Origin of the sequence: Gardnerella sp. KA00288, from assembly GCF_049244085.1 — a bacterium.
Lineage (GTDB): Bacteria > Actinomycetota > Actinomycetes > Actinomycetales > Bifidobacteriaceae > Bifidobacterium > Bifidobacterium greenwoodii.
On the sequence record NZ_CP058373.1, the window covers coordinates 369,864 to 387,336 of the forward strand.

The 17,473-nt window shown below is 45.4% G+C and carries 16 protein-coding genes and 1 tRNA gene; 7 read left to right on the plus strand and 10 right to left on the minus strand.

The features are described from left to right. Positions 1-14: 14 nt before the first annotated feature. A complete protein-coding gene (gene tuf / locus HXT52_RS01330) occupies positions 15-1,214 on the plus strand; it encodes an elongation factor Tu (protein WP_004136843.1) in 1,200 nt (399 codons plus the stop codon). A gap of 601 nt (positions 1,215-1,815) precedes the next feature. Here the strand turns inward: tuf and HXT52_RS01335 are convergent. From HXT52_RS01335 to HXT52_RS01350, 4 genes are all read right to left on the minus strand, one after another. After that, positions 1,816-4,329, minus strand: a complete 2,514-nt coding sequence (locus HXT52_RS01335) for a leucine-rich repeat domain-containing protein (protein WP_421776022.1) — start codon at positions 4,327-4,329, stop codon at positions 1,816-1,818. Next, positions 4,280-4,450 (minus strand): hypothetical protein, encoded by a 171-nt coding sequence (locus tag HXT52_RS01340; RefSeq protein ID WP_415700039.1) that lies wholly within the window; start codon positions 4,448-4,450, stop codon positions 4,280-4,282. The genes HXT52_RS01335 and HXT52_RS01340 overlap by 50 nt, the downstream gene beginning before the upstream one ends. Positions 4,451-4,621: 171 nt before the next feature. Further along, positions 4,622-5,368, minus strand: coding sequence for a Bax inhibitor-1/YccA family protein (locus HXT52_RS01345; protein ID WP_410314467.1), 747 nt, complete (start codon positions 5,366-5,368; stop codon positions 4,622-4,624). A 153-nt stretch (positions 5,369-5,521) separates the two neighbouring features. Continuing rightward, the gene (locus HXT52_RS01350; protein WP_421776023.1) at positions 5,522-6,364 is read right to left on the minus strand and encodes a GTP pyrophosphokinase; all 843 of its coding nucleotides are present in this window, start codon (positions 6,362-6,364) and stop codon (positions 5,522-5,524) included. 115 nt (positions 6,365-6,479) lie between these two features. Here HXT52_RS01350 and miaA point away from each other — a divergent pair, with 115 nt between their 5' ends. After that, complete coding sequence (miaA, locus tag HXT52_RS01355) at positions 6,480-7,475, plus strand: tRNA (adenosine(37)-N6)-dimethylallyltransferase MiaA (RefSeq protein WP_032841704.1); 996 nt, start codon at positions 6,480-6,482, stop codon at positions 7,473-7,475. 70 nt (positions 7,476-7,545) lie between these two features. Here the strand turns inward: miaA and HXT52_RS01360 are convergent, their stop codons facing one another. From HXT52_RS01360 to trxA, 3 genes are all read right to left on the minus strand, one after another. Continuing rightward, positions 7,546-9,150, minus strand: coding sequence for an MDR family MFS transporter (locus HXT52_RS01360; protein ID WP_308583036.1), 1,605 nt, complete (start codon positions 9,148-9,150; stop codon positions 7,546-7,548). A 181-nt stretch (positions 9,151-9,331) separates the two neighbouring features. Beyond that, entirely contained in the window at positions 9,332-10,321 is a 990-nt protein-coding gene (locus HXT52_RS01365) for a G5 domain-containing protein (RefSeq protein ID WP_421776024.1), read from the minus strand. A gap of 146 nt (positions 10,322-10,467) precedes the next feature. Beyond that, entirely contained in the window at positions 10,468-10,812 is a 345-nt protein-coding gene (gene trxA / locus HXT52_RS01370) for a thioredoxin (RefSeq protein ID WP_004127552.1), read from the minus strand. Positions 10,813-10,916: 104 nt separating this feature from the next. Between trxA and serS the strand changes: the two genes are divergently transcribed. The 5 genes from serS to rsmD all read left to right on the plus strand — a co-directional run bounded on the left by serS (position 10,917) and on the right by rsmD (position 15,793). Next, the gene (serS, locus tag HXT52_RS01375) at positions 10,917-12,203 is read left to right on the plus strand and encodes a serine--tRNA ligase (RefSeq protein WP_421776025.1); all 1,287 of its coding nucleotides are present in this window, start codon (positions 10,917-10,919) and stop codon (positions 12,201-12,203) included. Positions 12,204-12,285: 82 nt separating this feature from the next. Next, positions 12,286-12,370, plus strand: a tRNA-Ser gene (locus HXT52_RS01380). A gap of 251 nt (positions 12,371-12,621) precedes the next feature. Next, on the plus strand, positions 12,622-13,560 hold the full coding sequence (locus HXT52_RS01385; RefSeq protein ID WP_004136865.1) for a nucleoside hydrolase: 939 nt from the start codon (positions 12,622-12,624) through the stop codon (positions 13,558-13,560). Positions 13,561-13,620: 60 nt separating this feature from the next. Then, entirely contained in the window at positions 13,621-15,045 is a 1,425-nt protein-coding gene (locus tag HXT52_RS01390; protein WP_421776026.1) for an MFS transporter, read from the plus strand. A gap of 163 nt (positions 15,046-15,208) precedes the next feature. Continuing rightward, positions 15,209-15,793, plus strand: coding sequence for a 16S rRNA (guanine(966)-N(2))-methyltransferase RsmD (rsmD, locus tag HXT52_RS01395; protein ID WP_421776027.1), 585 nt, complete (start codon positions 15,209-15,211; stop codon positions 15,791-15,793). A 2-nt stretch (positions 15,794-15,795) separates the two neighbouring features. Here rsmD and trmD read toward each other — a convergent pair whose 3' ends face one another. From trmD to HXT52_RS01410, 3 genes are read right to left on the minus strand one after another with little or no spacing between them, the layout of a single operon-like run. After that, positions 15,796-16,623, minus strand: coding sequence for a tRNA (guanosine(37)-N1)-methyltransferase TrmD (trmD, locus tag HXT52_RS01400; RefSeq protein WP_421776171.1), 828 nt, complete (start codon positions 16,621-16,623; stop codon positions 15,796-15,798). 11 nt (positions 16,624-16,634) lie between these two features. Then, positions 16,635-17,237, minus strand: a complete 603-nt coding sequence (gene rimM / locus HXT52_RS01405; protein WP_421776028.1) for a ribosome maturation factor RimM — start codon at positions 17,235-17,237, stop codon at positions 16,635-16,637. A 1-nt stretch (position 17,238) separates the two neighbouring features. Continuing rightward, the gene (locus tag HXT52_RS01410) at positions 17,239-17,472 is read right to left on the minus strand and encodes an RNA-binding protein (RefSeq protein ID WP_004105376.1); all 234 of its coding nucleotides are present in this window, start codon (positions 17,470-17,472) and stop codon (positions 17,239-17,241) included. Between the last annotated feature and the right edge of the window lies 1 nt (position 17,473).

Sequence of the window (17,473 nt, forward strand, 5' to 3'; positions counted from 1 at the left end):
AGGAGGACAAACACATGGCAAAGGAAAAGTACGAGCGTACTAAGCCGCATGTCAACATTGGTACCATTGGTCACGTTGATCACGGCAAGACTACTCTGACCGCGGCTATCTCCAAGGTGCTGCACAGCGAATATCCTGATTTGAACCCTCAGTATGACTTCGATCAGATTGATGCCGCTCCAGAAGAGAAGGAACGCGGTATTACCATCAACATCGCACACATCGAGTATCAGACTGAAGCACGTCACTACGCTCACGTGGACGCTCCAGGCCACGCTGATTACGTTAAGAACATGATCACCGGTGCTGCTCAGATGGATGGCGCAATCCTCGTGGTTGCTGCTACCGATGGTCCTATGGCTCAGACCCGTGAGCACGTTTTGCTCGCTAAGCAGGTCGGTGTCCCGAAGATCCTCGTTGCTTTGAACAAGTGCGATATGGTTGATGACCCAGAGCTTATTGACCTCGTTGAAGAAGAGGTCCGTGACCTCCTCGACGAAAACGGCTTCGATCGCGACTGCCCAGTCATCCGCACCTCTGCTTACGGTGCTTTGCATGATGACGCTCCAGATCACGACAAGTGGGTAGAGACCGTCAAGGAACTCATGAAGGCTGTTGACGAGTACATCCCAACCCCAACTCACGATCTTGATAAGCCATTCTTGATGCCAATCGAGGATGTGTTCACCATCTCCGGTCGTGGTACCGTTGTTACCGGTCGTGTTGAGCGTGGTAAGCTCCCAATCAACACCCCAGTTGAGATCGTTGGTTTGCGTGACACCCAGACCACCACCGTTACCTCCATTGAGACCTTCCACAAGCAGATGGATGAGGCCGAAGCTGGCGATAACACTGGTCTTCTTCTCCGTGGTATCACCCGTACCGACGTTGAGCGTGGCCAGGTTGTGGCTGCTCCAGGTTCTGTGACCCCACACACCAAGTTCGAAGGCGAAGTTTACGTCTTGACCAAGGACGAAGGTGGCCGTCACTCGCCGTTCTTCTCCAACTACCGTCCACAGTTCTACTTCCGCACCACCGACGTCACCGGCGTTATCACCTTGCCAGACGGCGTTGAGATGGTTCAGCCAGGCGATCACGCAACATTCACTGTTGAGTTGATCCAGGCCATCGCAATGGAAGAGGGCTTGACCTTCGCAGTTCGTGAAGGTGGCCGTACCGTTGGTTCCGGTCGTGTGACCAAGATTCTTGCCTAGTATTTTCTTAACTGAAAGTATTAGCTAAGGCTTAACAAAGACCCCGCGAGGAAACTCGTGGGGTCTTTTGTTGTTTCGCGCTTGCTCCAAATGCGGGATTTGATGCTCGCTTTTGGAGGGTTTGCTCTGGCGTATCGCTCCAAATGCGGGTAATTCATCTCGCGTTTGGAGGCTTGGAGGCGGTTTTGCGCTCCAAACGCGCGCGACTGGTTTCACGTTGGCGCGACGACCTGCTTGAGCGATGCATTGCGAGCGATGACCTGTTTTCTGCGCGAGTGTCTCATTTTGCCCATTTTTGGGCACTGGTGCAGATGGGTTACTGCGTTAGGTTCTCTGATTGTAGATTATTGGACATTAGTGCAGATTGCGTACTGCGTTAGGGTCTCTGGTTGCCTGTTTGGGAAACATTCGACGTGTAGTTCTCTGGCATTTGTTGTCGTTTTTGCCTTGGCTGACCACATTTGCCGTGTATTTTTCCGGCGTTTGGAGAGTTTGGGGTTGTTTGTCGCTCCAAATGCGCGCGACTGGTCTCATGTTTGGAGCGTAGAACACATAAATAAAAACCCTGCCGACGAATCAGCAGGGTTTTTATAGTAGCTCGTTAGATTTTGTTAGATTCTTGAGATCCAACATTTTTGCGTCTTGCTGAAATTGCAACAAGCAATCCAAGCACTAATAAGCTGAAGGATGCAATGATTACGCAGTATGTATCCGTTCCAGTATTAGATAACTTGTGACGTTTATTGCTTGATTTGTTTGCAGTTTTGCCTGTGTTAGCGTTAATTCCTTTGTTAGACGTATTTGCAGGATTTGCAACGTTAAAATCTGCAGCATTTGAATCTGTGGAGTTTGTGCCTGTAGTGCCAGAATCATTGTTATTCCAATGATTAGGATTCAGCAAATGTATAATGTCGTCCGGATTTTCAGTTCCGTCGCCATCTTTAATATTTAACTCCGGTTTATCTGTTTGCTCGGGGGCAACGATGTGAGACCACTGATCTGGCGAAGGTTGCGGATTTTGATTTGGAGTCGACGGATTTGACGGAGTTGGAGCAGGTGTAGGCACAACTGGTGGATTCTGCGGATCTGGCGTTGGCACAGGCGTTGGTGTTGGCTGCGGCTGCGGCTGCGGCTGAGGACCAGGGTTTGGACCCGGCTGAGGGCCAGGGTTTGGATTTGGGTTTGGATTTGGATCCGGATTCGGCTTTGGGTTTGGATTTGGATCCGGATTCGGCTTTGGCTTTGCCTTTACAGTAAAGCTCGCATAAAACTTACACTGCGATCCATCAAGATAAGTAACCGTAACAGGAACATTAACAGTTTGATCTTTATCAGTTGCGTCAGGTATTTTTTTAAAATCATCACCTATCGTAACCGTAGGCGCCTTGTAATAATATGCAACATCAACATCATCATCATTCGTATATGCACAAAAATCTCCTACTTTTTTGAAAATAGTCCGTTCAGGATTCATTGGCCCATACAAATAGAATGAATAAGCGCTTGTTTCGTTACCACAATTTCTCTTATTACAATCATCATCCTCTGGATCACAATAATCACATGCAGTAGGCTTTAAACCAGCAGGAATTGCAGGATATTTACGTTTTCCACCTGTTACAAATAATCCCTCAACCTGATTTTTAACATCATCACTAATCGATTTCACAGTCGGTTTGCTACTAGACTGCGTAGCACTAGACGAATCAATATCATTAATTTTCACATCACTACTTTTAGCAGGCCACGTTTCAGCCATTGTTTTTACTTTAACGTGAATATTAAAGTTATCAACAGAATCATACCCGATTATCTTGTTGTCTTTTGCTTCTCCTTGTGTATATTTTAAAGCTGCAGCAAAATTGTATTCGCCAGGCAGATATGCATTCCTGCTAATTGCACCATCAGTATTAATATTTTCATTCCAGGCATCCCAATATGAAAAATCAAAATAATCCGTGCCCTTTTTAAATCCGTCTATTACAACTTTGGATTTTAGAGATGATATATCAATCCCTCTTCCCTCACCAAATCCAAGTTCAATATTAAAATCTTGTATCTTATGTTGACGAATCAACAATTCTCCATTAAACAAAAAATTAGGACCAACATGAACATTTCCTCCACCTGTATGAGAATAGAACTCAAATCCTAATGTTTTATTTAGGTCAAAATTTATTAATTTAACTCCATCATTTTCGTTTATTGTAATAGTTTTATCATTTATATAAGTTGGCCGCATAAATGGAGTGGGAACATATCTATAAACGTACTTATAAGTAAAGTTGTAATCTTTATCTTTAATAGTTGACGCCAAAAGCTTAGTATATTCATACCCATCTTTAGCCTGCTGAGTAGTTATATTTTCTTCAATATGCTGGTTAGAAAAATCATACAAACTATCGTATTTGGATTTTGAATATAACACATACGAATACGGATCTTTTTTGGCATCAGCAAACAATTTATCGCTTTTTACAGCAGCAATAGCGTAAATCTTATCAACGTTTCTAATACTATTTTCTTCAGCCTTAATGCTTATAAGCTTGCCATTACAAAGACTAACAAGACTATCTACATTACTAACTTTGTTTATACTTATGTCCAAAGATTCAAGATTTGTTAAACTGGCTAATTTAGAAATATCACTTATATTATTCCCACTCAAATTCAAATTTTTAAGATTTGTTAAACCAGCCAATTTAGAAATATCACTTATATTATTATCACTCAAATCCAATGTTTTAAGATTTGTAAGAGTAGAAAGCGGCTTTAAATCAGAAATATTATTGTGATCTAATTTCAATTCTTCAAGATTTGGAAAATACTTTAAAAAGCTGATGTCACTAATGTCTTCAATGCTTAAACCAAGCTTTTTGATTTTCTCCATATCTGTTTTTGTTGGATGCCACTTTTCAACAGAATCAGGTAAAGTAAAACCATCGTTTTGAGAGTAAGACAAGCTGTTATACAAGTCTCTCTTAAGTTTTGGGTTATTAGCAAATAAATTGTTTGGATCTTCTGGCTTGGCTACACTGTCACTACCGGTACTAGATGCAGAAGGCTTAGTTAACGCAGCCCCCCCCCCCAAGCGTATTTTGCGCAAAAGCCGCATAAGCAGGTATCATGCCAAAAATCATGCAGCTAGAAATAATTGAACCAACAATTAGCTTAAAAACTTTAAGATTTAAACCACTTTTAATACGATTAACTAACATGCCAATAATCCCAGGCATAAACTCAACCTTCTTATTCAACAATCTCAAATAAATACTAGTCCGTAAGTACAGCCACCAGCTGCTAACTGTTATTTTAGTAACTGTCTGGAACAATTGCATAAAAGAGTGCATAATAAAAACCCTGCCGAACGAATCAGCAGGGTTTTTATGTTTAGAAAATCAGAACTACTAATCTCTGTTATTCCCAAGCAGCTGCAGCAAATAAATGAACATGTTAATGAAGTCCAAATAAAGCTGGAAAGCGCAGAAAATCGACAGCTTCTTAACCATTTCTGGCTGATTTGCGTACTGTTCAAGAAGAGAACGCGTTGCTTGCGCATCGTAAGCGGTTAGACCAGCAAAAATCAGGATTCCAATAGCCGCAACAATTCGCAATACGCCCGCACCAGGAGCGACGAACATCAAAATAACTTGTGTAATAACTAACGCAATAAGCGCAACCATAAGAATTGGTCCAGCTTTAAGTAGATTCATCTTCGTAGTCAGCGCAAGCATAGTCAAGCAAAGGAAGAATCCTGCAGTTAACGCAAATACGAGCGCAATCGAACCTAAGCTAAACACCATAAAAATAGTGCTGAGCGTAAAACCGGTTAGAGCAGAATAAACGTAAAACAGAACGCGCGCTGTAGTAGTGCTCATTTTCATAATGCGAGTGCCCATAAAAACGGATATGATAATTTGCGCGCCGATTAGCAAAATCCAACCCCAGCCGCGAGTTGCAAGCATAAATTGCAAGAATAAATTACTGGTTTGCGTAAACATTGCAACTAGTGCAGTCACAGCAAGACCAATCGTCATTTCACCGTAAGTGCGACCTACAGAAATTCTTTTTGCTTTTTCAAAAGCGTAAGTAGCATTAGTGTCGATTACTTCAGGAGCGCTCGCTCCGTAATAATCTTGCGTAAAGTTTGTCATAATTTCTCCTTAACAGCTATGAAATAAAACGCTGTCAAGACAACGTTCTCATAATATTTTAGCTGATGCATCTTAAAAAATGCTAAAAATTGTAACGTAATTTAGTACGTCTGTACAAAGCAAGTATGTGCATGCGCCTTAACGCAACTATTCTTACGCCCTGCTATTTGGTGCTTCTTCAGCGCGAGGAGCGCCGTTAATATCGCGGTGAATGCCCTGCATCTGCGCCTCAATATTTTGCAAACTGCGTGCGCAATCAAGCAAAGTCTGCGAGTGCTCGGCCAACTTTGCGTCCGGCAAGCCGGATTTATATCGCAAAGCATGTTCCAAACTAGCCCAATAATCCATTGCAATTGTGCGGAACTGCACTTCAACCGGCGTATAATGCGCGCCCGACGACAAGAACACAGGCACGGCGTAAATCACGTGCAAACTGCGGTATCCGTTCGGCTTAGGATTTTTAATATAATCCTTGACTCGCAGCACCTGAATATCTGTTTGTTTAGAAAGGTACTGAGCTACGGAGTATACGTCGTCGCAATAATTGCAGATGACGCGAATGCCAGCAACGTCGAAAAGATTGTCGCGTATAGAGCGCGTAGAAATTTCCAGATTGCGGCGCTGCAGCTTTTCAAAAATAGAGTGGACCGATTTAAGTCTGCGCTCCATGTGGTGAATTGGGTCATGAGAGAAGCGCACCTGGAATTCGCTGTCGAGAATCTCAAGCTTTGTGCTGATTTCGTACATTGCGCCTTCGTAAACTTGCATCATGTTTACGAATTCGTCGATTTGATCTTCCGGCAGCATTGGGGAGTTGGATTTGCCGCAGTTTGGGCAATTATGCGAAGCGTGCTCGTGTTCGTGTTGCTCGTGCGTATTTGTATTGTTATCTATATAGGTATTGTTTTCGACGCCCTGCTCACTAATTGCTTCGTTGCTGTGAAGGCGGGCGTACAATTCTGCTGCGTTTACGCGATTATGACGATCAAGTATCACGTCTTTCTATAATACTCGAGAAACTGCTAAACTGTAGGTTAATCTATAATATTTAAGATAAATCTGATTTGTATGCGCGTAAGTTGAGGAGCGTGACGTGTTGAAGGAGCGTGACGTGGCGGAAAATAAGCAGAATCACGTGCCGAAAGTGATCTCAATCGTAGGCCCTACAGCTTCCGGCAAAACAGGTCTTGGTATTGCGCTGGCAAAAAAATTAGCTGAACGCGGAGTGCGCGCGGAAATCATCAATGCAGATGCGTATCAAATGTACCGGCATATGGATATTGGTACAGCGAAGGCAAGCGCTCAGGAGCAGGCGGAAGTGCCGCATCATTTGCTGGATATTATCGATCCAGAGGAGACTATGACCGTCGCGCGCTTTCAGGATCTTGCGAGAAAGTGCATTCGTGAGTTGCAGTCGCGCGGTGTTAGGCCGATTTTAGTTGGCGGTTCTGGATTGTATGCGCGCGCTGCCGTGGATGATATTACTTTTCCTGGTACGGATGCGACTATTCGTGCGGCTTTGGAGGAGCGCGAGCGCAAAGAGGGTTCGGGTGTGCTTTTTGCGGAGTTGCAGCGGAAGGACCCGGTTGCCGCAGCTCATATGGATGCGCGCAATCCTCGCCGAACAATACGCGCGCTTGAAGTGATTGAGCTTACAGGAAAGCCTTATTCTGCAACGCTTCCGCGCTATAAGTATGTGATTGATTGCTTGCAAATTGGTTTAGATTTAAAGCGTGACGATTTAGATAAGCGTGTGAATTTGCGTACACAGTTGATGCGCGAGCAGGGTTTTGTGGACGAAGTGCGTGCAATTCGAGGGCGATTGGGTGTGACTGCAGCTCGTGCTCTCGGCTACCAGCAGATTATGGATTATTTGGATGGCGTATGGAGCGAGGACGAGGCTTTTGAGGATATTGCGCAGAAAACTCGTAGGCTAGCGCGCAAACAAATGGGTTGGTTTGGTAGGGATGCGCGCATCCACTGGTTGGACGCGTTGCGACCGGATCTTGCTGATGCTGCCATGACGTTGGTTGATGCTGCAGATGCGGGGGAGTTTGACAACGAAGACTCTTGTGCTACTCAGCATCATCTTGGATTTGTGCAGTAAATGCTGTGCTTAAAACGAAAGGCGACCTAAACAGCGCAACGTTGAGTAGTTTTGGTCGCCTGTGAGCTATTTAGTATTGATGATGCGTGTGATCGTGCATAACATCGTGATGCTCTGTTGCGTGAGGAATATGCAGAACGCGCATTCGATTGATTGCCCTGCGCGCAAGGTTATGCGCTGATCCTGTTCCTTCACCTTTAACGCCAAAAATGACCAGTAGTGCCATAACAGCTGTAATAATCGCGCTAATACGTAGCGTCCACTGCACGCCAAAAATACTGGCAGCAACATCTGCTGCGTGACCGGTGCCAGTAACAGTATGATGCCACGTTGTTAGAACCGTCATAGTAACTACTAGCACAGGAGCGCCAATCGCACCCCAAAGCTGACGCATAGTATTAGTTACTGCAGAACCATCGCCAAGCTCTTCTGGACGCAAGCAATTAAGCGACCAGGTTGTTATTGGCATAAGCAAGAACCCCATACCAATTTGGCGCGTGAATTGCCAAATAGAAATCCACCAAATCCACGTATTCATGTCAATAAGACTCATCATTACAGTGCCAAAAAGCAGAATAATAGAGCCTGCCATTGCAACTGGTCTAACGCCAAAACGATCCAGCATGTGTCCGCCAAAATATTGCGAAATCGCCATTCCAAAAGCACCTGGAAGTAGAATTAGGCCGCTCATCGTGGCAGAAAAACCGCGGTCAGACTGAATATAAAGCGGAATAAGCACCATAATCGAGCTAAAAGCGAAGAAAGTTAAGCATGCGCAAATTGTGCCAATCATAAAGTAACGATTCTTAAGCACGCCAATACCTAGAAGAGGTATACGCCCACTCTTCTGTGCTATCAACTGTCTTATAACAAACCAAGCAATTCCAAAAGCGCCAACAACCATAGGAACCCAAGAAAGCGGATTCGCAATTCCACATCCTTCAATATTAGTGAAGCCGAACATAAGTCCGCCAAAACCAATAATTGAAAGGCCAACCGAGAAGAAGTCGGCGTGAGCGTTAGGATCGTGTTCTCCAAAATTATGCAAGAAAAGAACCGATAAAATCACGGAAATTATGCCGATAATCGTAAGAGAGAAGAAGATTGATCGCCATCCGTTAATATCAGTTTGCAAACCACCAATAGTAGGGCCGATTGCTGGAGCAATGCTCATTGCCATACCGACACTACCCATGGCCATGCCGCGTCGTGTAACAGGGAATACGGAGAAGACGGTTATTTGCAAAACAGGCCACATTACGCCAGTGCCAATCGCTTCGAGAGCGCGGCCAATAAGTGCCATCATAAAATCGTTACTTAGCCACGCAAGAACTGAGCCGATTGTAAAAAGAAGCATGGAAGTAATAACAATTTGACGCGTTGAAAAGCGGCGGGTTAAGAACGCTGTAAGCGGCACCATAATTGCCATAATCAGCTGGAAAATAGAGGTTAGCCACTGGCCTGTTGTAACACTTATGCCAAATTCTTGCACGATTGTTGGAAGAGCTGCCGTAAGTTGCAGTTGTGCAAAATTGCCTATGAAGGTAATAAATGTAAGAATTGCAAGGGAAATTAGTGCAGGTTTAGTAAGACGATTATTGCGGTATGCTTCTTCTCCTGCCAAAGCATGGCTGAGATTACGGCTTTCAGAAGATAGCCAATTTGCTATTGCCACAATAAGATCCTTTTCTGTTCTAAAGCTAGAAAGCGTGTAAAACCAACGTGTAAAATCAACGCGCTAAACAAGAGTACGTAGTCAGCGTGCGTAGTCAGCGTAATGAACTGCCTTGCGGAACCGGCTTGCGGAACCTACTTGTTTTAGCGCAAATTATATTTAAAAATTAAAATTGCTTAAATCAGTAGCTGCGGTAGGAAAGCCAGTGCTGATAAGCTCCCTGAATAGAACCGTAGCGGCCGTTGCAGTAATTCCAGAACCAGCGAAGCTGAGTCTGGTAATTCGTGGCCCAGTCAGCACCCGCAGAAGCCATCTTTCCGCCCGGCAAAGCTTGAGGCAAGCCGTAAGCTCCAGAAGGATTCATAGCATTTACTCTCCAGCCTGATTCATGAGAAATAATGAACACTGTAGCTGTAAAGTCTGCTTCGCTATAACCGTTGGAAATAAGCCAGTCGTGAGCCCATTGCTGCATTTCGCCAGCTGGAACTGTAGTTCCAATAGAAGCAGCTAATCCAAGATTTGCCGAAACGCCACCAGTTCCAACAAGAATAACCTTGTCTTTTGGAGCTTTCTTTACGTAGGAAGCAAAAACGTTGGAAGAAACAACTTTACCTTTTGTGCGCGTAACTATTTTTGCTGTTTCCATAACGCCGTCAGCGCCCTGGCTTTGCACTTTTTCAGTACCTTTTGGAAGAGCTGCTGTTTCTTTTTTCACAACGTTAAAAGCAATCGGGTCGTCGGAAGTTTCGAGCTTTGCTCCGGCGCGATTGATTGTAATAACGGTTGATTCGTCAACTTTTGTGTTAAGTGAAGGCGTTACAACATCGTGCGGCTCAAGAGTAATATCGCCAGCGTCTAAAACTGATTTTACGTCGGTAAAATTAGTGCCTAAAATCGTGCGATGATGTCCGTTTATAACAACGTTTATATATGAAGTTGCGCTTTTAGTGAAAACATCTCGAGCAGCGCCACGAGAAACTTGCGTGGAATCAGTTGCAGAATACGAAGTGACAGGTGCTGCGTGCTCTTTAGATGAAGTGTAAAAGCCGCGAGAAGTAAAGCCGAGTGCCACCAAAGATACGGAGCTCACAATAATCGCACCAAACTTAGCCCACTGACGTAAACTGAGCGAACTAAGCGTAACGGTATGCTTGCGGTGACTGGTGGCCATAAATCTCCCTTTGTTGAGTAAACGCAATCAAAATAAATAGCACAATCGAGAGCTTGACTGCGAATAACCAAGTTGGCAAATAACCAAAGTTATTAATATTCTAGTAGCACGTAAAGAGAAGGGTGTTATTTCAACGTTTATTAATTTCAGTCTTCTGAATCGTCGTCCGTTACAAGTTCTTTTGCTTTTGAAACTACCAACTCTAATTCGTTAGCAGTTATAGCACCTTGGTGATTCCAAACCAATCCACCATTTTTTATGACCTGAATAGTTGGAATAGAATGGATTTCTGCTTCTTCTGCTATTTGCTGATTTTCGTCAATGTCGATTTTAACAAAAGCAATATCTGGATGATTATTGCTTACAGATTCAAAAATTGGACCAAATGAACGGCACGGACCGCACCATGTTGCCCAAAAGTCAACGAAAACGATTTCGTTAGACTTAATAATAGACATAAAATCTTCCTGGCTTGCGTGAATAACTGCCATTTTTTCTCCTATCTTTAGTCTGTTTATATAAGTATACCCCATGTATTTATCTGCATACTTGCCTGTATATTTATCTGTCGCCTTGCGGCACTAGGCTAGAGTGCATGCTTGATATTCAATTTATTCGTGAACATGCAGACGTAGTTAAGGAATCGCAGCGCAAGCGTGGTGAGTCCGTTGAACTCGTCGATGAAGTGTTGCGCAATGACGATTTGCGCCGTGATGCTCTTAAGGCTTTTGAAGCTGCTCGCGCTGAGCAGAAGGCGATTGGTAAGAAGGTTGCTTCTGCTCCTGCGGAAGAAAAAGCCGCGCTTATTGCAGAAACTAAGGAATTGGCTCAAAAGGTGGCTGAGTATAAGGTTGAATCCGAAAAAGCTACTGCCGACTACACAACCGCAATGTGGAAGCTTTCTAACATCGTTGAAGATGAGGCTCCAGAAGGCGGCGAAGACGACTATGTTGTCGTTAAGAAGGTTGGTACTCCTCGCGATTTTGCGGATGAAGGTTTCGAGCCAAAGGATCATTTAACTCTTGGAACCGGCGTTGCTGGAATTGATATGCGTCGCGGTGTAAAGGTTGCAGGCTCTCGCTTCTACTTCTTGCGTGGCGCTGTGGCTCGCTTGCAAATCGCAATGCTTACAATGGCTGTAGATCAAGCAGAAGAGCACGGTTTTACGCTTGCGATTACTCCAACGCTTGTGCGTCCGGAAGTTATGCGCGGAACTGGCTTCTTGAATTCTCACGCGGACGAGATTTACCGCCTTCGCGAGCCAGATGATCAGTATTTGGTTGGTACTTCTGAAGTTGCTTTGGCTGGTATGCATGAGGATGAGATTCTTGACTTAAGCAACGGCGCTTTGCGCTATTGCGGTTGGTCTAGCTGCTATCGTCGTGAGGCTGGCGCTGCTGGTAAGGATACTTCCGGAATTATTCGCGTGCATCAATTCGACAAGGTCGAGATGTTCGTTTACTGCAAGCAGGAAGATTCTCGCGCTGAGCATCAAAAGTTGCTCGGCATGGAGCAGGAAATGCTGGCTAAGGTGGAAGTACCTTACCGCATTATTGATACTGCTGCAGGCGATCTTGGTTCTTCTGCCGCTCGTAAGTTTGATTGCGAAGCTTGGGTTCCAACGCAGGGTCGTTACCGTGAGCTTACTTCTACTTCTAATTGCACTGAGTATCAGGCTCGTCGCTTGAATGTGCGCGAACGCATGGAAGATGGCGGAACCAGGCCAGTAAGCACTTTGAACGGTACTTTGGCTACTACTCGCTGGCTTGTGGCTATTTTGGAAAATCATCAGCATGAAGACGGTTCGATTGATATTCCAAAGGCAATGCAGGCTTATATGGGCGGTAAGGAAGTTATTGAGCCTACGAAGTGGGAAGCGTGATAGTCGCGTTCCAAGCGTGATGATATGCTTAACCCTTGTGCGTTGAAGCGTGTTAATTGTTTATTGCGTTTCTTCGCAGATTGGATGGGTGTCCGAGCGGTCTAAGGAGACGGTCTTGAAAACCGTTGTAGGGAAACCTACCGCGAGTTCGAATCTCGCCTCATCCGCAAGCAGGGCTTCTAGCAAATCGCTAGAAGCCCTTTTTTCATGCCGTTTGCGTCAGATTTCTTGCGATTTCGACCGAAACGACTCAGCTGTGAGTAGTTTATGTCGCTTTTGTATTGTGCAGAAATTTTATTGCAATAAAGCGTTGTCCTACTATACTTATTCTTGGTCATTTGTTTACGCGTATAGACAAATGTTATGTGACTTATAGTGTCGCACTTGAAAAAATGAATCAGTTTACAAAGGAGTAATAATGACTTCCATAATCCTGGATTGCGATCCTGGTCATGATGATGCCATGGCTATTTTGTTAGCACTTGGCAACCCGAATATCGATTTGATTGGCGTAACAACTGTTGGCGGCAACCAAAGTCTCGAAAAAGTCACGTATAATGCGCGCGCAACGCTGGAAATGGCGCATGCTACTAATATTCCTGTGCACGCAGGCTGCGATCGCCCTATGATTCGTCCGCTGGAAGTTGCGGCTGCAGTCCACGGCGAAACAGGCTTGGACGGCGTAACTCTTCCGGAACCGACGCGCCCATTGGACGAAGGCCACGCTGTAAATTGGATTATTGACACGATTATGAGCCACGAGCCTGGCACGATTACTCTCGTTCCAACCGGCCCGCTTACGAATATTGCTATGGCTGTGCGCATGGAGCCGCGAATTGTTAGCCGCGTTAAGGAAGTCGTGCTTATGGGCGGCGGCTACCACGTTGGAAATTGGAGCGCGGTTGCGGAGTTTAATATTAAGACGGATCCGGAAGCTGCGCATGTTGTGTTTAACGAGGCGTGGCCTATTACAATGGTTGGCCTTGATTTAACGCATCAGGCTCTTTGCACGCCGGAAGCTCAAGCAAAGATTGACGCAGTCGGAACGCCTCTTGCGGCGTTTGCTAGCGGTTTAATGGACTTCTTCCGCAAGGCATACCAGAATAATCAGGACTTTATTGATCCGCCTGTGCACGATCCTTGCACGATTGCGTATTTGATTGACCACAGTGTTGTTCAAACTCGTCGCTGCCCGCTTGACGTTGAAATTAAGGGTGATTTGACACTTGGTATGACAGTTGCAGATTTGCGCGGACCTGAGCCTTCGGCTGAAGAGTGCCATACTCAGGTTGCTACGAAGCTTGATTTTGATAAATTCTGGGATTTGATTGTCGACGCGCTTAAGCGTATTGGCTAATTGTACTAGAATTATTGCGGATATTTTCCAAGTATTATCAAATTTTGATACGAGGTTATTATGACTGAGGTTTCATCTCCAGCGCCTTCCATGTTAGATAAAGGCGGCCGCTCAATTGTAGCGCTAATGACGGCGCTTCTTGTGGCAATTTTTGCATTCCAGCTTAACGCTTCAATGCTGTCTCCTGCATTAGCAACGATGACGAAAGAGCTTCACACAACCGATACGCAAATCGGCTTAACTCAAACGGTATTCTTCACCGCAGCAGCTTTGTTCTCGCTGTTTTTGCCGCGATTAGCTGATTTAGTTGGTCGTAAAAAGGTGCTTATTGGCATTTTAATTTCTACGATTTTAGGTTGCGTTGTTTCAGCTCTCGCTCCAGACGTGAATATTTTGATGATTGGCCGTATTTTGCAAGGTGCGTCTGGTCCTGTGGTTCCAATGTGCTTGATTATGCTGCGCGTTCGCGTGACGGAAGAAAAGCGTTACGCAAGGTTGATGGCAATCTTAACTTCCGTAAACGGTGGTATTGCAGGCGTTGATGCCCTTCTTGGCGGATGGCTTGCTGGCAATTATGGATTCCGTTCCGTCTTTTGGACTATGGCAGGTATTGCTGTTGTTGCAGTTGTTATGGTTATTCTTGCTGCGGATGAATCTCACGCTGAAGAAACGCCGCGAATGGATTGGCTTGGCGTTATAACCCTTGGCATTGCGTTCTTGGCAGCATACCTTGCAATTAATGAGATTGATAAGCTTGCTTCTGCAAACTTGACTATGATTGCAGGACTTGTTGTTGTAGCTGTTGTGTTCTTCGTTGTGTTCTGGAAGATTGAGGGCAATAGTGCAGCTCCGCTTGTTTCTACGCATTACATGAAACAGCGTCGTACGTGGGGTCTTCTTTCTTGCACGCTTTTGACGATGACTGGCGTATTTGCTTTGATGAACGGCGTTGTGCCGCAGCTTGCACAGGATGCGAAGGCTGGTGCACATTTGGGAGCTGATGTTGTGAGCTTTGCAACGCTTACCCCTTACGCAATTATTGGATTCCTGTTCGGACCTATTGCTGGTATTTTGGCCGCAAAGTTTGGATACCGTTTGGTGCTTCGTGTGGGTATTTTGCTGAGCATGGTTGGTGTGCTTTTTGGCATTTACGTTGCTGGAGTGCCTTCCGTGTGGGCTCTTGTGGTGCTTTCGCTCGCTATGGGCGTAAGCTACGCTGGTATTGCCAACATTATGCTTAACGGACTTGGTATTGTGCTTTCTCCAAAAGATAATCCAGGCTATTTGCCAGGCATGAATGCTGGAGCGTTTAACTTGGGTGCAGGCTTGAGCTTTGCAATTCTCTACGCTGTGATGACGAATGTTGCAGGAAATAATGGTGCAACAGGCGGATACATGGCTTCGATGGTTGCGGGCATTGTGTTGCTTGCACTTGCGTTTGTTTGCTCCTTCTTGATTCCGAATCCTGAAGAAGTAAATAAGTAAAATGCTCCAAACGTGGGGTACTTTTCTCGCGTTTGGAGGGTTATCTGTGGCGTATCGCTCCAAACGTGGGGTACTTTTCTCGCGTTTGGAGGGTTTTTGTGTAACATTTGCAGGAAAATACGCGGCGTTTGTTTCCTTTTGAAGTTACAGCTAAGCTAGAAGTATGCATATTATTGCGGGACGTTTCAAATCTCTGCCTCTCACTTCGGCGCAATCTTGCACGCGGCCGACCACAGATCGCACGAAGGAGGCAATTTTTTCGCGCCTTGATTCGTGGGATGTTATGCACAATGCTCGCGTTCTTGATTTGTTTGCCGGCACAGGTGCGTTAGGCGTTGAGGCGCTATCTCGCGGCGCGCGCGAACTTGTGTCTGTTGAAGCAAATTCGCAAGCAGCGGCTCTTATACTTCGTACGTTGAAAGTACTGCAGAGTTCAAAGTCTTGGGATTCTGCGCTTTCTATGAGGGTGATTCGCAAGCGTGCGGAGCAGTTCGTTGCAGATTATAGTGGGGAAGCGTTCGAGCTGATTTTTATTGATCCGCCTTATGCTTACGAAACTGTGGATTGTGAAAGTTTATTGGCTTCGATGATTTCTAGCGGAGTTGCTAGCGTTGCGGCTGATACGCTGATTGTGCTTGAACGCAGCGCGCGTAGCGTCGCTCCCGCGGTTCCTGAGGGTTGGGAGCTGTTTGACACGCGCAATTACGGTGAAACTTCTGTTTTGTTTATTCAGCCTTCTCGCGACTAATCTTATTTTCCATCGTTTTTGCGCGGATGATCGCCTGAAACTTCCCATCCGAGAGCCATGAGTGTTTTTCGATCCGCTTTATCTAGTTTGTGGCAGTCAAGTTGCTTAATTAAATCCGGTCGAATCTCGCTAGTTCTAGAAAGTGCCTCATCGCGGCGGAATCTGTCTACCTTCGCATGATTTCCAGAAGTCAGCACTTCCGGAACGCTTATACCGCGCCAAGTAGTTGGACGCGTGTATTGATGGTGTTCCAAAAGCGCGTCTGCACCAGTATACGACTCTTCAACAATCGACTCAGGATTGCCCATAAACCCTGGAATTAGGCGTGTAATCGCCTCAAGCATAACGCTTACTGCCACTTCGCCGCCGTTAAGCACGTAGTCACCAATCGAATATTCGCGCACGTCGATGCCTTTTGCGCGGTAATATTCCGGAATTCTAGCGTCGTAGCCTTCGTATCTTCCGCATCCAAATAGCAAATGATTAGCGTGACTTAATTCCGTTGCATCTTTTTGCGTAAATAGTGGGGCAGAAGGGTTTGGGAAAATAAGAATCGGTAGATTCTGCGTATTTTGAGAATCTTGCGCATTTTTCTGATTCGGCAGATTTAGCAGCTCGTCTAAGCATTCAGCCCAAACTTCCGGCTTCATAACCATCCCGGCGCCGCCGCCAACAGGAGTATCATCAACTGATTGATGCACGTCGTGAGTCCACTTTCGCAAATTGTGCGCGTGAATCTTAAGTAAGCCGTTATTTTGCGCCTTGCCAAGTAGGCTCAGATCGAGCATTTGAAAATACTCTGGGAATACGGAAACAATATCGATGTCCATCATAATGCACTCTATTGCGAAAGACCTGGAATTAAGCCGCCTGGAGGGTCAATAGTCAAATACCCTTCATCGACGTCAACCTCCGGCACAAGCGCCTCAACAAATGGCACAAGCGCAGTCTTATTATCGTCGTCAATCGGATTATTTAATCGGATTTTTAGCAGAGATTGCGCGCCATCGAGCACATCCACAACTTTTCCAATAGTCTCAGCCGGAAGCCCAAGCTGATTTTCCTTGCAAAGACGCGCTTGCAAACCGACCAAATCCTTAATATACCAAGCATTTTCGGCAGCAAGTTCTTGCGCATCTTCCGCAGGCGCATACAATTCAATGCCATTAAGAGCTTCAGCGTCGTTGCGATTTTGTGATTCTTCGAATAGTAAAATCCAACGATTTTTGAACGTCCTTGCGTTCTCAATAACAAACTCGCGCTCGCCGTCGGCAGTGCATAACACGTTTCCAGGTTCGAAACGCTCGTAAGGTTCGTCGGTAAAGACTTGTACAGTCACTTCGCCTTTTAAACCTTGGGCTTTTCCGATACGACAAACCCTCAGCAGGTCATTACGACTTTGCTGAGGGTTGTCAAAAGATTGTTGGTCTAAGGCCACGTTCATCTCACTTACGTACGTCCATAATGTCTACGCGCACATTGTGATTGCTTAAGGCTTGCACAACAATGCGAATAGCATTAGCAGTACGACCGTTTCGGCCGATTACACGGCCAATGTCTTCAGGATTCACGCGTACGCGCAGCAGTTCGCCGCGAGCGTTTTCGTGAGAACGCACCGACACATCATCTGGAAAATCCACGATGTTTTTAATGAGATGTTCCACAGCTTGAGCCAGCATG

Excerpts from the sequence above, each read along its gene's own strand:
- HXT52_RS01390 (WP_421776026.1), top strand. The coding sequence starts at position 13,621 with ATGACTGAGGTTTCATCTCCAGCGCCTTCCATGTTAGATAAAGGCGGC.
- HXT52_RS01365 (WP_421776024.1), bottom strand. The coding sequence starts at position 10,321 with ATGGCCACCAGTCACCGCAAGCATACCGTTACGCTTAGTTCGCTCAGT.
- HXT52_RS01340 (WP_415700039.1), bottom strand. The coding sequence starts at position 4,450 with ATGCCTGGGATTATTGGCATGTTAGTTAATCGTATTAAAAGTGGTTTA.
- serS (WP_421776025.1), top strand. The coding sequence starts at position 10,917 with ATGCTTGATATTCAATTTATTCGTGAACATGCAGACGTAGTTAAGGAA.
- tuf (WP_004136843.1), top strand. The coding sequence starts at position 15 with ATGGCAAAGGAAAAGTACGAGCGTACTAAGCCGCATGTCAACATTGGT.
- HXT52_RS01410 (WP_004105376.1), bottom strand. The coding sequence starts at position 17,472 with ATGCTGGCTCAAGCTGTGGAACATCTCATTAAAAACATCGTGGATTTT.
- rsmD (WP_421776027.1), top strand. The coding sequence starts at position 15,209 with ATGCATATTATTGCGGGACGTTTCAAATCTCTGCCTCTCACTTCGGCG.
- trxA (WP_004127552.1), bottom strand. The coding sequence starts at position 10,812 with ATGGCAGTTATTCACGCAAGCCAGGAAGATTTTATGTCTATTATTAAG.
- rimM (WP_421776028.1), bottom strand. The coding sequence starts at position 17,237 with ATGAACGTGGCCTTAGACCAACAATCTTTTGACAACCCTCAGCAAAGT.
- HXT52_RS01345 (WP_410314467.1), bottom strand. The coding sequence starts at position 5,368 with ATGACAAACTTTACGCAAGATTATTACGGAGCGAGCGCTCCTGAAGTA.
- HXT52_RS01335 (WP_421776022.1), bottom strand. The coding sequence starts at position 4,329 with ATGCGGCTTTTGCGCAAAATACGCTTGGGGGGGGGGGCTGCGTTAACT.
- trmD (WP_421776171.1), bottom strand. The coding sequence starts at position 16,623 with ATGGACATCGATATTGTTTCCGTATTCCCAGAGTATTTTCAAATGCTC.
- HXT52_RS01385 (WP_004136865.1), top strand. The coding sequence starts at position 12,622 with ATGACTTCCATAATCCTGGATTGCGATCCTGGTCATGATGATGCCATG.